Origin of the sequence: Bartonella sp. HY038 (assembly GCF_014117425.1) — a bacterium.
GTDB lineage: Bacteria > Pseudomonadota > Alphaproteobacteria > Rhizobiales > Rhizobiaceae > HY038.
On record NZ_CP059725.1, the window covers coordinates 2320614 to 2335284 of the forward strand.

Consider the following 14671-nt stretch of genomic DNA (forward strand, 5'->3'; position numbering starts at 1 on the left):
TTATAAAATAATTATGAACTTATTGCCCTATTTTTTCGAAAATATACCGCTAAACCTAACCAAATGAAAAGCTGTTTTTATGAACAGTAAAAAGCAATAGGTACCATTTAAAGGAGAGTATGGTGGGCTCGAACCTAGAACAAGGAGTGCAACAAGTGGATGAAACAATGCAGCAATTATTAGGCCAGCACGCTTGGCTCCAAACTTTAATTTGGCTAGCTATTCTGATTGTCGCTTCTTTTGTTGTCAATTTTTTGGTCCGCGCTTTGCTATTGCGTGGCTCTTATCGGCTGCTTAATATGGTAAAAGGTGGCGACAATGATTTCATTCGCTCTGCCATTTCGCGCCTTGCCAATATTGCGCCGGCATTGGTATTTTCGGTTGGAGTTGGCGTTGTACCTGGACTACCAGCGGCTGCCACCAAAATTATTGAAAATGTCACCAATGCTTTTATCATTCTTACTATCGCCCTAGCCATTTCTTCCATGCTCAGCGCATTTGAAGATATTTATCACCGCCGCCAACATTTAAAAATGCGCTCCATCAAAGGACTAATTCAGATTGTAAAGGTTGCACTTTTTGCCGTTGCCACCATTTTAATCCTTGCTACCTTAATTGATCGCTCGCCGCTTATTCTTCTGTCAGGCCTTGGTGCCATGGCTGCGGTTTTAATGCTGGTCTTTCAAGATACATTGCTATCACTGGTTGCCAGTGTGCAAATTGCTTCTACCGATATGGTGCGGGTTGGCGACTGGATTACCGTATCTAATCTAGGTGCTGATGGTACGGTTATCGAGCTTGCCCTTTATACTGTAAAGGTGCAAAATTTTGATAATACTATTACCACCGTTCCTATCCGAAAATTGGTGAGCGATCCATTTATTAATTGGCGCGGCATGCAAGAATCTGGTGGTCGCCGAATTAAACGCGCGCTTTTTATCGACCAAAGCAGTATTCGCTTTTTAACTGAAGAAGATAAGCAACATTTATCGCAATATGTATTGCTGCGCGATTATCTTGACAGCAAAACCAAAGAGATAACCGAGTGGAATGGCAAGCTTGGAGATAAGGCGGCTATTGCAGCCAACACAAGACGCATGACCAATATCGGCACATTTAGAGCTTATATTACCGCCTATTTGAAAAGCCATCCCGGTATTCATCAAAAAATGACTTTGATGGTGCGCCAATTAGCACCCGATGCTAATGGGCTACCGCTAGAGATTTATTGCTTTACCAATACTGTCGTCTGGGCAGAATATGAAAATACTATGTCGAATATTTTTGACCATTTATATTCAATCATACCAGAATTTGGCTTGCAAATTTTCCAATCACCAAGCGGTAAGGATTGGATGCATATTGTCATGGAACGCAATACTAGAAACATCGATCATGTAAACACTGCTAAAGATAATAGCTATACTGCACAATAGTCACCGGCCGCCCGTTATTTAAGCCTATTTAGTCGCCCAAATCTTTTCAGGGTTTGGGCAATTTTATAAGCAGCAACTTCGATATACTATTATAAAAAAAGCGGCTCAATGAGCCGCTTTTCTCTATTTTTAAAGGGGTTTGAACTATTAGAAGTCCATACCGCCCATACCACCCATGCCGCCACCTGGCATTGCAGGCATTGCAGATTCTTTCTTAGGAAGTTCTGCAATCATGGCTTCAGTGGTAACAAGAAGACCAGCAACTGATGCTGCGTTCTGCAAGGCAGAACGAACAACTTTAACTGGATCAACAATACCAAGAGCGATAAGATCGCCATATTCACCAGTTGCAGTGTTGTAGCCAAATGTATCAGCGCTGTTTTCAAGGATCTTGCCAACAACGATTGAAGCTTCATCACCAGCATTGGTTGCGATCTGACGAGCAGGAGCTTGTAGAGCGCGACGAACAAGATTGATACCAGCGTCTTGGTCAGCATTGATACCCTTAACGGTGATGCCGTTAGCAGCGCGAAGAAGTGCGGTACCACCACCAGGAACAATACCTTCTTCAACAGCAGCGCGAGTTGCATTCAATGCATCGTCAACGCGGTCTTTCTTTTCCTTAACTTCAACTTCAGTTGCACCGCCAACGCGGATAACTGCAACGCCACCAGCAAGCTTAGCAAGACGTTCTTGAAGTTTTTCACGGTCATAATCAGAAGTTGTTTCTTCGATCTGAGCCTTAATCTGGCTAACGCGTGCATTGATTTCAGCTTTTTCACCAGCACCATCAACGATTGTAGTGGTTTCTTTAGTGATAGCAACTTTCTTCGCACGGCCAAGCATGTCAAGAGTTACGTTTTCAAGCTTGATGCCGATATCTTCAGAGATAACCTGACCTGCTGTAAGAACAGCGATATCTTCAAGCATAGCCTTACGACGATCGCCAAAGCCAGGAGCCTTAACAGCAGCGATTTTCAAACCACCGCGAAGCTTGTTAACAACGAGAGTTGCCAATGCTTCACCTTCTACATCTTCAGCGATGATGAGAAGTGGCTTACCGGTTTGAACGATAGCTTCAAGAACAGGAAGAAGAGCTTGCAAGTTTGAAAGCTTCTTTTCATGGATAAGGATGTAAGGATCATCAAGATCTGCCACCATCTTTTCAGCATTGGTGACGAAATATGGTGAAAGGTAACCGCGGTCGAACTGCATACCTTCAACAACTTCAAGCTCTGTTTCAGCAGTTTTAGCTTCTTCAACAGTGATAACGCCTTCATTGCCAACTTTTTGCATAGCTTCAGCAATCATCTTGCCGATTTCTGCTTCACCATTAGCTGAAATTGTACCAACTTGAGCAACTTCATCAGATGTGTTGATTTTCTTTGCTTTTTTAAGCAATACGCCAACAACTTCAGCAACAGCTGCATCAATACCGCGCTTTACATCCATTGGGTTCATGCCGGCAGCAACAGCTTTTGCGCCTTCTTGAACGATAGCTTGTGCAAGAACGGTTGCAGTTGTTGTACCATCACCAGCGATATCGTTGGTTTTAGAAGCAACTTCACGCACCATTTGTGCGCCCATATTTTCGAACTTATCTTCAAGTTCGATTTCTTTAGCAACTGAAACACCATCTTTAGTGATGCGTGGTGCACCAAATGACTTTTCAATAACAACGTTACGGCCTTTTGGACCAAGTGTTACCTTAACAGCATTGGCAAGGATATCAACACCGCGCAACATGCGCTCACGTGCTTCACGGCCAAATTTGACTTCTTTAGCAGCCATTTATTTAACTCCTTTTAGGGAAATTTCCCGAATTTTTAAAAATAGACGGATAGGTACAGGCTCAAAAGCTAATGATTAGCCGAGAATACCCATAATGTCGGATTCTTTCATGATCAAAAGATCTTCGCCGCCAAGCTTGACTTCAGTGCCAGACCATTTGCCGAAAAGAACGCGATCGCCAGCCTTAACATCAAGAGCTGCAACCTTGCCGTTTTCATCACGTACGCCTGCGCCAACAGCAACAACTTCGCCTTCTTGTGGCTTTTCTTTGGCGCTATCAGGAATAATGATGCCACCAGCAGTCTTTTCTTCTGATTCAACGCGGCGAACCACAACACGGTCGTGGAGCGGGCGGAAATTTGGTGTAGCCATGGTTTTTACCCTTAGTAAAAATGTTAACCTAATAATTGAATAAGGCTTTATGCCTTTATTGTTAGCACTCGATAGTTGAGAGTGCTAACGATGCATTAGAGATAAAAATTGAAAAGGCATTTGTCAAGGAATGAGCAAAAATATTTTTTATTTTTTTATGTACCAAACACATATTATGGTCATTTAGATAGATTCACATCTAAGCATCATGCCTATGAATAAAATATAGGCATGTAATATGTCAGTGATGTGACTAAAGAAACTTTTTTAAATGAGCTATATCACAATAAGTTTAGATAAGCTGTTGTTCTTCATCATCTTCTAAATAGCGGCTTGAACGCCATATCGTCAAAGTTTCATTGATACTATCGCGCACAAAATGCAATGCACTATCACGATCATAACCATCATCACGCAATTGGTCATAATCTGTATAATTATGGCGGATATAGGCAATGGCAGCCAACCAAATAGCGATTGAAGGTGGAAATTTGCGCAAATACTTAGCCGTTACGGCCTCTTTTATCGCCTCTGCATCAATAAAGGGAATCGCGGGGAAAAGCTCAGTTAAAATTTTGCTATGCGTTTCGTTTCTTTTTGTTGTCATTTGTTGATATCCACCTATCAAAATCGACACAAAGATATTGATACAATAATCTATTTATTTAAACAAATTATCGCCTTGCTCATCAATAATTTGACGGGCTTTAATTGTAATCATATCAAATGCCACATCGGTACTTGCAAATTTATCAGCGCGGATAAAACGATGCTCACACACTTCACCATTAATAGTTTTGCTAATAACACCGCAAGATTGGTACTGACCATCGGCAGCAAAAGGCGTGGCTTTGATTGTAAAACCATTATAGTCAATTGAATCAGAGGAGATTTCCTTAGGAGTTTTATCGCCGCCGCCAAAAAGTTTTTTAAAAAATGACATAGTCTGCTCCGTCTTCGCCTTGATAACCTGCTTTAGATGTTTTCACACATAATTATAAATTAGCATATTATTGGGGCATTTTCGATAGTTCACAAAGCCCTCTTTCATCCAATATCCCAATTTACAACTTAGGCATAACCATTATTGTGACAATTATAAAGCGATTTTTCACCCACTATTTAAAACCACGTATGTTATTCGCCATCATTATTAATCATGTAAAATTATCAAAATGGCTTAATCGGCAAAATCAGCACATTAATATGCTGCATCATAAAAACATCTCGCAACATCGGTAAGAAAACACTCAACACTCAATACAATAAACGAATTGCGAACGATTTGGACTAGAACTCATTGTAAAATCCAGTATAGCTAATAATAAACATATCATGCGATTTTAAGTGGAGGATTAATCGGTGGCGCAAAAAATCAAACTATCTACCATTGCAGAAGCTCTTGACGTTTCAACGGCGACCGTATCACTTGCCCTACGCGATAGCCCTTTGGTTGCCGAGGAAACGCGCAATCGCATCAAAACCTTTGCTCGAGATATTGGCTATATTTACAACCGCCGGGCTGCAAGTTTGCGCACCTCCCGCTCTGGAATTATCGGCGTTGTTGTGCATGACATTATGAATCCGTTTTTCGCTGAAATCTTACGCTCCATCGAAACCGAGCTTGACCGCTCGGGGCAAACCTTTATTCTTTCCAACCATTATGACCAAGTAGAAAAGCAACGCAACTTTATTGAAACATTGTTACAATTAGGTGCTGATGGCGTTATAATGTCTCCGGCAATTGGTACTCCTTTAAAAGACATCCTCATTGCCCAAGAGAACGGATTGCCAATGGTTTTTGTTGCGCGCCGTATTGATGGCATTGAAGCACCGGTTTTTACAGGTGATGACACATTTGGCATTGCCCTTGCAACCAACCATTTAATTTCTTTAGGGCACGAAAAAATTGCTATGATTGGTGGCACAGATTTCACCTCTACTGGGCGTGATCGCTATCAAGGTTATCTCAATGCCATGCAAAAAGCAGGGCTTGAAGCAAAGCCCGAATGGCGTATTTCTGGACCACGCACCAAACAAGCAGGTTTTGAAGCAGCCCCACAATTCTTAGCTCTAAAGGATAAACCAACTGCTGCTGTTTGTTGGAATGACCTTGTTGCCATTGGACTAATGAATGGCATTGCCCGTGCTGGATTGCAAGTTGGTGAAGATATTTCTGTTACCGGCTATGATGACTTGGAAGAAGCTGCCATTGCAACCCCTGCCCTTACCACTGTTTGGAACGGTCAACGCGAAGTTGGCAGACGTGCGGCTCTTGCGCTGCTTGACCTTCTAAATGGCAAGGAAGTACTTGACGGACATGAGCTGATAAAGCCTGAACTCCATATACGCCAATCAACGGGTAAGGTTAAGCCGCGTTAATTATCGATATAGCTCATCCCGATGTGGGACATTTCAAAAAGGCAATTTAATGGAAGAATTTTTATTAAAATTTGATCTTTGGAATGCTGATATAGCGGTGAAAAATAAGGAATTTTTACTGAACCATTGTGCTCATTTTAAAGATGCAGTCTATTCGCAAGCTGAATTTGATAGTGATATTTTCTTTATTGATTTAAGTTTTACAAATGGGTCGCGTGAACTATCAATGTGTATAGCGCCGATGTTTGATGATGTTAGCATTGCTATTGCAACAACCAGTAAAATCCGAACTTCCATTTGGATGAATTATATCAAATATATTGAGATTTATAAAAACAAGGCACTATTTTTTGAAGGAATTCATCGCACTAACAATAAAGTTAAAGATGAGCAAATAAGCGTTATAGAATGCGATTTGATTAATCTTACAATCAAGTCGCGACTGGATCTTGCAAGCTATAACACCAAAAGGACTGGATTAAGTACATGATGAGCAATGATTTTGACATCTTATTTGATCTCAATCTTCCCATTGATCCGCAACTTGCCAAGCATGATATTTTCAATAGAAACGTTAGCAATCTTTTAGCTTTTGACGAATGCTTTACACCAAATGGCACGGCACTGTTCATTCATTTTTCTAACAATGACGCAGATATTTCTATAACGATTAATCTCCATGACGATTTTTTCGCTAAAGCAATTGTTAAAGACCAGACAGGAATTGTACTTGACGCTGAATTCATCGGCTTTACGCTGATCCGATTTTATCAAAATAAAGTCTATTTTTATATTAACAAGGATGACCTTGCCATGAATGCAGATTCAGGTTGGATTGACCATAATTCCATGGAATATCACCTTAGTTACTTCTTCTTAAAGCCTAAATTATATGCTGACTCTTTGCGGCAATAGGATTTTTTTTAATTATCCAAGATTTTAAATAGTCAAAAATAAAAAGGCATTTTTACAATTGCTTAAAAATGCCGTTTTAGCCAAACTATTATTGCCAGTTTTCAATGGCTAATTTTCCCGTCACATTACTAGCCTCAAGCTGAGAATGCGCTTCTTTCAAATTGTGCACATTGATTGGTGATAATAACTGAGTGATCGTTGTTTTAATTTCACCCTTATCAATCCAGCAATTTTATTTAACAATAAATGCTGCTGCACCCTGTCATGTTTTTTTTAATAATGAGCGCGAAAACATAAGCTTCCAATGAACTGCGATAAATTTTGCTTTAAAACTGCGCACATCAAAGGATTGAGGATCATCGATTAGCACAAGATGGCTTTGCGGCGCCATTATCAATGGCAACCACGACAAATATTGTTCTGTTGCATTGGTGGATAATACATAACCAACTTCATCTGTGGCCAATCTTTTAAGCTGAGACACCAAATCTTCATGATGATTAATAATGTAATCTGCCCCCATTTGGTGTGTCCAAGCGCGGCTTTCATCTCTTGAAGCGGTTGCAATCACCGTTAAATTGCTTAAAGCATGCGTCCATTCTATTGCCATAGAACCAACATCACCGGCACCGCCAATAATAAGAATATTTTTATTACCCGAAATATTGCCTTTTGAATTTGCAATCAATCAAAGAGCGCTTTTCATGCAGTGATAGCAGTCAAAGGTAATGCCGCGGCTTCGGTTAAGCTTAAACTTATTGGCTTATGGCCTACGATACGTTCATCGACCAAATGAAATTGCGCGTTAATACCATTACGATCAATCGCGCTAGCATAAAAAACCTCATTACCTTCCTTAAATAAAGTTAAACCATCTCGGACCGCTTTGCCCCTACCCGCCGCAGCAAAGCCAAGTACGCGATAGTCTTCTTTGGGAATAGTATTTGCACGAAGCTTAAGATCAACGGGATTAACTGAAACCGCCTTCATTTCCACCCAAATATCGCGCCCTTTGCCTGCGGGGTAATACTTTCTAAACTAAGAGACTATCATCGGCCTGAATGTCTTTTGGTTTCCTATAAGCACTCATGCTCATTTTTCTTACCCTTTGATTATTCTGATTGATTTTCCTTTCAAGATAATGAAAATTAGAAAATAAGCACAAGTACCGCCAACGGTTGAATATAACCTATCATCACGTGAATTAACCTTGACCCTGTTTATTTATAGCTTGAAAAATTGGCGCATAGATTAGTTTTTCTCATAAGGATAATAACACCACAACTGCCCTCTTATCAGTTTAAACATGCCGTAAAAATTTCATAAGAATGAATTTCTTCATATCAGTGGGTTATCATTCAATGCAAAAATAAAAATAGTAAATTATTATAATATAATAATAAAGATACTATTAATAATTCAATAATATTGAATATAGATAATAAATCTACTTGTAATGTATTTAAATAACAATTATTGTTCGATATTAATTATAGATAACGGGGATTTATAATGGATATGCACATGCTTAATTCAGAACTATCGACAAAAATAAGGCTTTTAGACGAAAAAATTGAAGTACTTCGTCAAAACTCTATTTATCAACAATGCCAAATTAATGTACACTCAGCCATCAGTAAAACACTTTTTATTATGCTTCTAGCACAGGATGCATCACCCACAGCACGCGAAACAACCGTAAAAAATATATTTGAAGCAATTCGTGCAACGGTTGGTTATATAACCTATTCAGGAATACCGCAGGATTTAGCTGATTATATTAGTGAGCAATCAAAAATAGTTTTAGAAAATGAACTATCATCGGTGTTAAGTGAATATGATGCTCTTTGCGCCGCTAAAAATGAAAGCACTGCATTAAAAAGCTGAGATTTGATTACTTCCAATGGTGCAAGGAATATTACCTCTATTTAATCGATGGAATTTGTAAACCACTTTAAAGCTGCAAAGAAAATTGCGCAACATGCTAAAACACGGCACACATAGAACTTGATAAATAACCGGTTGATATTGTACATGAACCAACAGGATATCTAGCTGTTCGGGGTAACAATGCCAAATATCCTGTGCTGTTCCTGTGCTTAAGAACTAGTAGCCATTTTACCACCAAATCTAATCCACCTATTTTGAATTAAATTGGTTAAGTAAAACGAGGAGCAAGGTATCCAGCTTCAAGCGGGGGGCGATAAGCCAGACACCTTGCTATTGCAGATTTTTATCTCTGCAACACCTGAATACTTATATAAATTTTTGATATGCTGCACATCAAAATTAAATTATAAAAATATACAACTTCCACCTAATAATAGATATATATAAAATTTGCATATTAATATATACTTAATATGACATTTACACTAATTTTGTTTATTTAATGGCATAATTAAAGCAAAGGAGGGTTAGAATATCTTCAGATTCTATCTGAAATTTTAATATATTATGATATTAAAATATCATAATATCCATCCTCTCTATAAAATCAATTTTCTATATTTTATATATAACAAGTATTTCTTACAAAAAATTCAATATTTAGTTACAAAAAATTAAAATTTCTCTCAAAAAGTCATTTATAAGTTGCGTTTTAAAATAATATTTAAATATTAAAGCATAAAAAATCATGTTAAAATTTTTTCAGGTAAGAACACCCGCACTTTAATTTTATAAAGCGCTATGGAACCAAATAATGCTTATCCCAATCCTTACGCGGCACAAGATCTCCTATCTTATACTCAAAAGTATTAATGGTTACAAAATCATCTTGGGTCTTGCAAATATAAGATAAACGATACCAATTACCGTTTGATCTGAAGGCCGCACCTTTAGCTTTCACTGTATGTGCACTCATAACAGGATCTGAAAATGCATAAGCCAAAACCTTGTCAGGTCGCCAACGCTTTTCCTTACCAAGGCGGCTCATAGCTTCGATATCGCAACGTTGTTCAATACGTGTTTGCGGGTCAAGTTTATTAAGTTGCATTATCTCTGAAGCGGTTAATGCATGAGCATTATTTATCAAAGTAAGCATTACTATAGCCACTAATGATAGAGCTATTTTTCGATAAAAATAATAGTATTTTAAAAAATGTACCGACAAACCAGATGCAGAAAATATTTGCTGCATTATTGATTTTTTATTTATTGGAAAACTATCCTCTATGATAGCATTTTTCCTATTGGCTCGCATTCTTATAAACCCTATTAAATTTTTGACTTTGAAAACCAAAGGCGATGAATCGATGCATATTTCAACACCGCATCCTTTTTAACCTTCAAATCTTAACGAAATTCTTGATGAAACTTTATATCTTAAAAACCTAAAATAAGATCACAACATGTTGCCCATCACCATAATCATAAGACAATTTCATTATTTTAGAAATTTTCGCAATTACGAGTTAACAAAAGCTTAATACCACTTTAATAAGATAGGGAATAAACCCAATAGTTGAGGATAAATTATGAAGCCGATTTTCATGCAACTGCAATGTGTACCTGGCAAAACCTACGAGGTTGCCGATATGCTCTATACAAGAGAAATTGTTTCTGAACTTTATTCTACCAGTGGTGAATTTGATCTTCTTCTCAAAATTTATGTAGCAGAAGACAAGGATATTGGTAAATTCCTTAGTGAGAATGTTTTAGATATCCCAGGTATTGTACGTTCATTGACCACCATGACTTTTACAGCTTTTTAAAATTCATTTTCATTGGTAAGTTAATCAATGAATATTATCGCATATGAGACTTTGCATCGCTTCAAACATAAAGTGTGCGAAGTTTATTGCACATCATCACAAACAGTTTTAAACATTTCTTGTCTTTTTATCTAAAAGCTTTAAAAGGGCTGATTGAAAAAAATTAAAGCTATTACGGCATTGTGCCAGATAATATGCTAATTGTGTGTGAAATTTTAAATGAAAGATATATCCATGGCACCCAATAGTGGCCTTACCAAAGAACAAAAATCATCAAAAGCCGTAAGCGATCAAGAAGCCCTCAATTATCACTTTGAAGGCCGCCCTGGTAAGTTAGAAATTATTCCAACCAAGCCAATGGCAACTCAACGTGATTTGTCATTAGCCTATTCTCCAGGCGTTGCGGTTCCAGTTGAGGTTATTGCCAAAAATCCTGCTGCCGCCTATGACTATACGGCAAAGGGCAATCTTGTTGCAGTTATTTCTAATGGTACCGCTATTTTGGGGCTTGGTAATCTTGGTGCATTAGCTTCAAAGCCAGTTATGGAAGGTAAGGCGGTATTATTTAAGCGTTTTGCTGATGTCGACTCTATTGATTTGGAAGTTGATACAACTGATATTGAGGCATTTATTAATTCTGTACGCTATTTGGGCCCAAGCTTTGGCGGCATTAATCTTGAAGATATTAAAGCGCCAGATTGCTTTATTATTGAAAGCCGTTTGCGTGAAATGATGGACATTCCTGTTTTTCATGACGACCAACATGGCACGGCGATTATTGCCGTTGCCGGTCTTATAAACGCGCTTTATTTAACCAAACGTGATATGAAAACCACCAAGCTTGTTTGTAATGGCGCCGGTTCTGCTGGCATTGCCTGTATTGAACTTGCTAAGGCTGTTGGCTTTGCTTCTGAAAACATTACTCTTTGTGATACCAAAGGCGTTGTCTATGAGGGCCGCCAAGAAAATATGAACCAGTGGAAATCGGCTCATGCTGTGAAAACTGATGCTCGTAGCCTTGCTGATGCGGTAAAAGATGCCGATGTGTTCTTTGGTGTTTCCGCCAAGGGCGCCCTTACTGCCGATATGGTCAAATCAATGGCAGCCAATCCAATTATTTTTGCTATGGCCAATCCTGATCCAGAAATTACTCCAGAAGAAGTGGCGGCAATTCGCTCCGATGCTATTGTTGCAACGGGTCGATCTGACTATCCAAATCAGGTTAACAATGTTCTTTGTTTCCCTTATATGTTCCGTGGTGCTCTTGACGTGCGTGCGTCAACTATTAACGATAAAATGAAAGAAGCAGCAGCTTACGCTTTAGCAAATCTTGCTCGTGAAGAAGTGCCAGATGATGTTGCCGCTGCCTATCAGGGCAATCGTCCACGTTTTGGCCCCAACTATATTATTCCTGTGCCTTTTGATCCACGTCTTCTTGCCGCAATTCCTGTGGCTGTTGCAAAAGCGGCGATGGAAAGCGGCGTTGCGCGTAAACCAATTGAAGATTTGGACGCTTATGCAAATGAATTAGCAGCTCGCCGTGATCCAATTGCATCCACCATGGGTGATATTTATAAGCGTGTGCGCAATGAACCTCAGCGCATGGTCTTTGCCGAGGGTGAAGAAGAACAAGTCATGCGGGCGGCGCTTTCCTACGTTAATCAAAAGCTAGGTAGTGCAGTATTGGTTGGGCGTGAAGAAAAAATTCATGAAACAGCAAAGCAGGCTGGTATTGATCTTGATCGTGAAGGCGTTACCATTGCCAATGCATCATCTAATGCCCGACGCGACGACTATGCCGATTTTATCTATCAGCGTTTACAGCGTCAAGGTTGGTTAAGACGCGATTGCCATCGCTTTATCAATAATGACCGTAATTTCTTTGCTGCAACCATGGTCGCCATGGGCGATGCCGATGCCATGGTAACTGGCGTAACCCGCAATTATGAAACTGCTTTTTCTGATGTGCGCCGGGTTATTTCGGTTAAAGAAAATGCAAGATTAATGGGCGTTTCCATTGCGCTTTGCCGTGGTCGCACCGTATTTATTAGCGATACAGCCGTACATGAACATCCAGACGCGACCGCCCTTGCCGATATTGCAGAACAGTCAGCGCATTTGGCTAGCCGCATGGGCTATACTCCACGCGTTGCATTCCTTGCTTTTTCAACCTTTGGTCACATGAAAGGCGAAGGCGCCCAGCGCATTCAAGAAGCAGTGGCGATTTTAAAAGAACGCAAGGTTGACTTTGAATTTGATGGCGAGATGAGTGCCGATGTCGCATTAAATCCCAAGCTTATGGAACAATATCCATTTATGGGTTTTAAGGCACCAGCTAACGTCCTTATTATGCCTGGCTATCACTCGGCATCAATTGCTAGCAAAATGCTGCAAGAATTAGGAGGAGCCACCATTATTGGCCCTATTCTAGTAGGTCTTGAAAAATCAGTGCAAATTGTGCCTTTAGGTGCAAAAGACAGCGAAATTTTAAATATGGCCGCACTTGCAGCCTATGGTGCAGTTCGTTAAAAATGGATATGCTGATAAATTAGCACTCAAAATTAAAACTATAAAAAAAGCCTCGTTGAAAAACGGGGCATTTTTTATGCGCCGCAAAGACCAAATATTTCACCATAGTGGATTGCAATTCAATGTTTGACACAACGCTTTTTATCAAGCAATAATTGCCCCAATCATCTTCAACACAACAATAAATTAAGGGGCAAAAAATGCTTGTTGGCGATAATCATCGGGTAAATGGTGAAAGACTTTGGGACAGTTTAATGGAAATGGCCTTAATTGGCCCCGGTATAAAGGGCGGTAATAATCGCCAAACTCTTACCGATGAAGACCGCGCGGGGCGGTTATTATTTACCAAATGGTGTAAGGATGCTGGCCTTACCATGAAAATTGATACTATGGGCAATATGTTTGCCCGCCTTGATGGCACTGAAAATCATCTCCCACCGGTTGTCATGGGTAGCCATCTTGATACACAACCAACCGGCGGCAAATATGATGGTGTTTTAGGGGTATTAGCAGGTTTGGAAGTTATCCGTACAATTCGTGATCTTGGTATAAAAACGCGCCACCCTATCGAAATTGCCAATTGGACCAATGAGGAAGGTGCACGTTTTGCACCTGCTATGGTTGCTTCAGGTGTTTTTGCCGGTGTAATTGAGGAAAGTTGGGCAAAACAACAAACCGATAGCGAAGGAAAAAAATTCGGCCTTGAGTTAGAGCGCATTGGTTTTGTTGGTGATGAGCCCTGCGGAAAACATCCAATTAAAGCCTATTATGAACTTCACATCGAGCAAGGTCCGATTTTAGAAGATGAAGCAATTGATATTGGCGTTGTTACTCACGGCCAAGGCTTAAAATGGATTGAAATTACCCTTTTAGGCAAAGAAGCTCATACAGGATCAACACCAATGGTCAAGCGCATTGATGCAGGCCTTGGCATGGCGCGCATTTTAGACCGTGTCAATGATATTGCTTGGCGCTACCCTCCCCATGCAGTGGGAGCAGTGGGCATGGCCAATATCTATCCTAATTCACGCAATATTATTCCTGGTAAAGCCGTTTTTACCATAGATTTTCGCCATCCTGATAAAACAATAATTCAAGCTATGGTTGATGCTCTCATTCTTGAGGGTAAAAAAATTGCCACGGATTTGGGATTGGAGTTTAGTTGGCAAGAAGTAGGCGGTTTTGACCCCGTAACCTTTGATAAAACCTGCGTTGACAAAGTGCGCTCCGCTGCAAAACAACTAGGCTATTCCTATTGTGATATCGTATCTGGCGCAGGCCATGATGCATGCTGGATTAGCCATGTTGCTCCAAGCGCAATGATTATGTGTCCTTGTGTTGATGGATTAAGCCATAATGAAGATGAAACGATTACGCCGCAATGGGCAAAATCCGGTAGCGATGTATTGCTAAACGCCGTATTGGCAACGGCAGAAATTATTGATTAATATAAAAAAAGCATTTCTAGCAAGATTTATTGCAAGTTTTGTATTGAGAAAATGCGATAGTATAAAGGGTTTTGAGCACGTT

15 protein-coding genes are annotated in these 14671 nt (G+C 39.7%); 8 read left to right on the plus strand and 7 right to left on the minus strand.

Annotated features, from left to right (window positions below; genetic code table 11):
• Window positions 1–167: 167 nt before the first annotated feature.
• A complete protein-coding gene (locus tag H3299_RS10095) occupies window positions 168–1436 on the plus strand; it encodes a mechanosensitive ion channel family protein (RefSeq protein WP_182419734.1) in 1269 nt (422 codons plus the stop codon).
• Window positions 1437–1583: 147 nt separating this feature from the next.
• Here the strand turns inward: H3299_RS10095 and groL are convergent, their stop codons facing one another.
• From groL to H3299_RS10115, 4 genes are all read right to left on the minus strand, one after another.
• Entirely contained in the window at window positions 1584–3227 is a 1644-nt protein-coding gene (gene groL, locus H3299_RS10100) for a chaperonin GroEL (RefSeq protein ID WP_182417542.1), read from the minus strand.
• Between the two features lie 75 nt (window positions 3228–3302).
• Window positions 3303–3599: a co-chaperone GroES gene (gene groES / locus H3299_RS10105; RefSeq protein ID WP_182417543.1), complete on the minus strand. Its 297-nt coding sequence runs from the start codon at window positions 3597–3599 to the stop codon at window positions 3303–3305.
• A gap of 292 nt (window positions 3600–3891) precedes the next feature.
• Entirely contained in the window at window positions 3892–4206 is a 315-nt protein-coding gene (locus H3299_RS10110) for a DUF2293 domain-containing protein (protein ID WP_182417544.1), read from the minus strand.
• A 54-nt stretch (window positions 4207–4260) separates the two neighbouring features.
• Window positions 4261–4542 carry an HlyU family transcriptional regulator gene (locus tag H3299_RS10115; RefSeq protein WP_182417545.1) on the minus strand — a complete coding sequence of 94 codons (282 nt, stop codon included), beginning with the start codon at window positions 4540–4542 and terminating at the stop codon, window positions 4261–4263.
• Between the two features lie 419 nt (window positions 4543–4961).
• Between H3299_RS10115 and H3299_RS10120 the strand changes: the two genes are divergently transcribed.
• From H3299_RS10120 to H3299_RS10130, 3 genes are read left to right on the plus strand one after another with little or no spacing between them, the layout of a single operon-like run.
• Window positions 4962–5981, plus strand: coding sequence for a LacI family DNA-binding transcriptional regulator (locus H3299_RS10120; RefSeq protein ID WP_182417546.1), 1020 nt, complete (start codon window positions 4962–4964; stop codon window positions 5979–5981).
• A gap of 49 nt (window positions 5982–6030) precedes the next feature.
• Entirely contained in the window at window positions 6031–6471 is a 441-nt protein-coding gene (locus H3299_RS10125) for a hypothetical protein (RefSeq protein ID WP_182417547.1), read from the plus strand.
• The gene (locus tag H3299_RS10130) at window positions 6468–6896 is read left to right on the plus strand and encodes a hypothetical protein (RefSeq protein ID WP_182417548.1); all 429 of its coding nucleotides are present in this window, start codon (window positions 6468–6470) and stop codon (window positions 6894–6896) included. Before H3299_RS10125 ends, H3299_RS10130 begins: the two co-directional genes overlap by 4 nt.
• Window positions 6897–7158: 262 nt before the next feature.
• Here H3299_RS10130 and H3299_RS10135 read toward each other — a convergent pair whose 3' ends face one another.
• Complete coding sequence (locus H3299_RS10135; RefSeq protein WP_182417549.1) at window positions 7159–7584, minus strand: zinc-binding dehydrogenase; 426 nt, start codon at window positions 7582–7584, stop codon at window positions 7159–7161.
• Between the two features lie 14 nt (window positions 7585–7598).
• Entirely contained in the window at window positions 7599–7892 is a 294-nt protein-coding gene (locus tag H3299_RS10140) for a hypothetical protein (protein WP_182417550.1), read from the minus strand.
• 528 nt (window positions 7893–8420) lie between these two features.
• Between H3299_RS10140 and H3299_RS10145 the strand changes: the two genes are divergently transcribed.
• The gene (locus H3299_RS10145; RefSeq protein WP_182417551.1) at window positions 8421–8783 is read left to right on the plus strand and encodes a hypothetical protein; all 363 of its coding nucleotides are present in this window, start codon (window positions 8421–8423) and stop codon (window positions 8781–8783) included.
• 802 nt (window positions 8784–9585) lie between these two features.
• Here H3299_RS10145 and H3299_RS10150 read toward each other — a convergent pair.
• A complete protein-coding gene (locus H3299_RS10150) occupies window positions 9586–9942 on the minus strand; it encodes a DUF930 domain-containing protein (RefSeq protein WP_246708062.1) in 357 nt (118 codons plus the stop codon).
• Window positions 9943–10375: 433 nt separating this feature from the next.
• Between H3299_RS10150 and H3299_RS10155 the strand changes: the two genes are divergently transcribed.
• From H3299_RS10155 to H3299_RS10165, 3 genes are all read left to right on the plus strand, one after another.
• Window positions 10376–10612 (plus strand): Lrp/AsnC ligand binding domain-containing protein, encoded by a 237-nt coding sequence (locus tag H3299_RS10155; protein ID WP_182417552.1) that lies wholly within the window; start codon window positions 10376–10378, stop codon window positions 10610–10612.
• A 234-nt stretch (window positions 10613–10846) separates the two neighbouring features.
• Window positions 10847–13141, plus strand: coding sequence for an NADP-dependent malic enzyme (locus tag H3299_RS10160; RefSeq protein ID WP_182419736.1), 2295 nt, complete (start codon window positions 10847–10849; stop codon window positions 13139–13141).
• Between the two features lie 200 nt (window positions 13142–13341).
• Window positions 13342–14589, plus strand: a complete 1248-nt coding sequence (locus H3299_RS10165; protein ID WP_182417553.1) for a Zn-dependent hydrolase — start codon at window positions 13342–13344, stop codon at window positions 14587–14589.
• Window positions 14590–14671 lie beyond the last annotated feature (82 nt).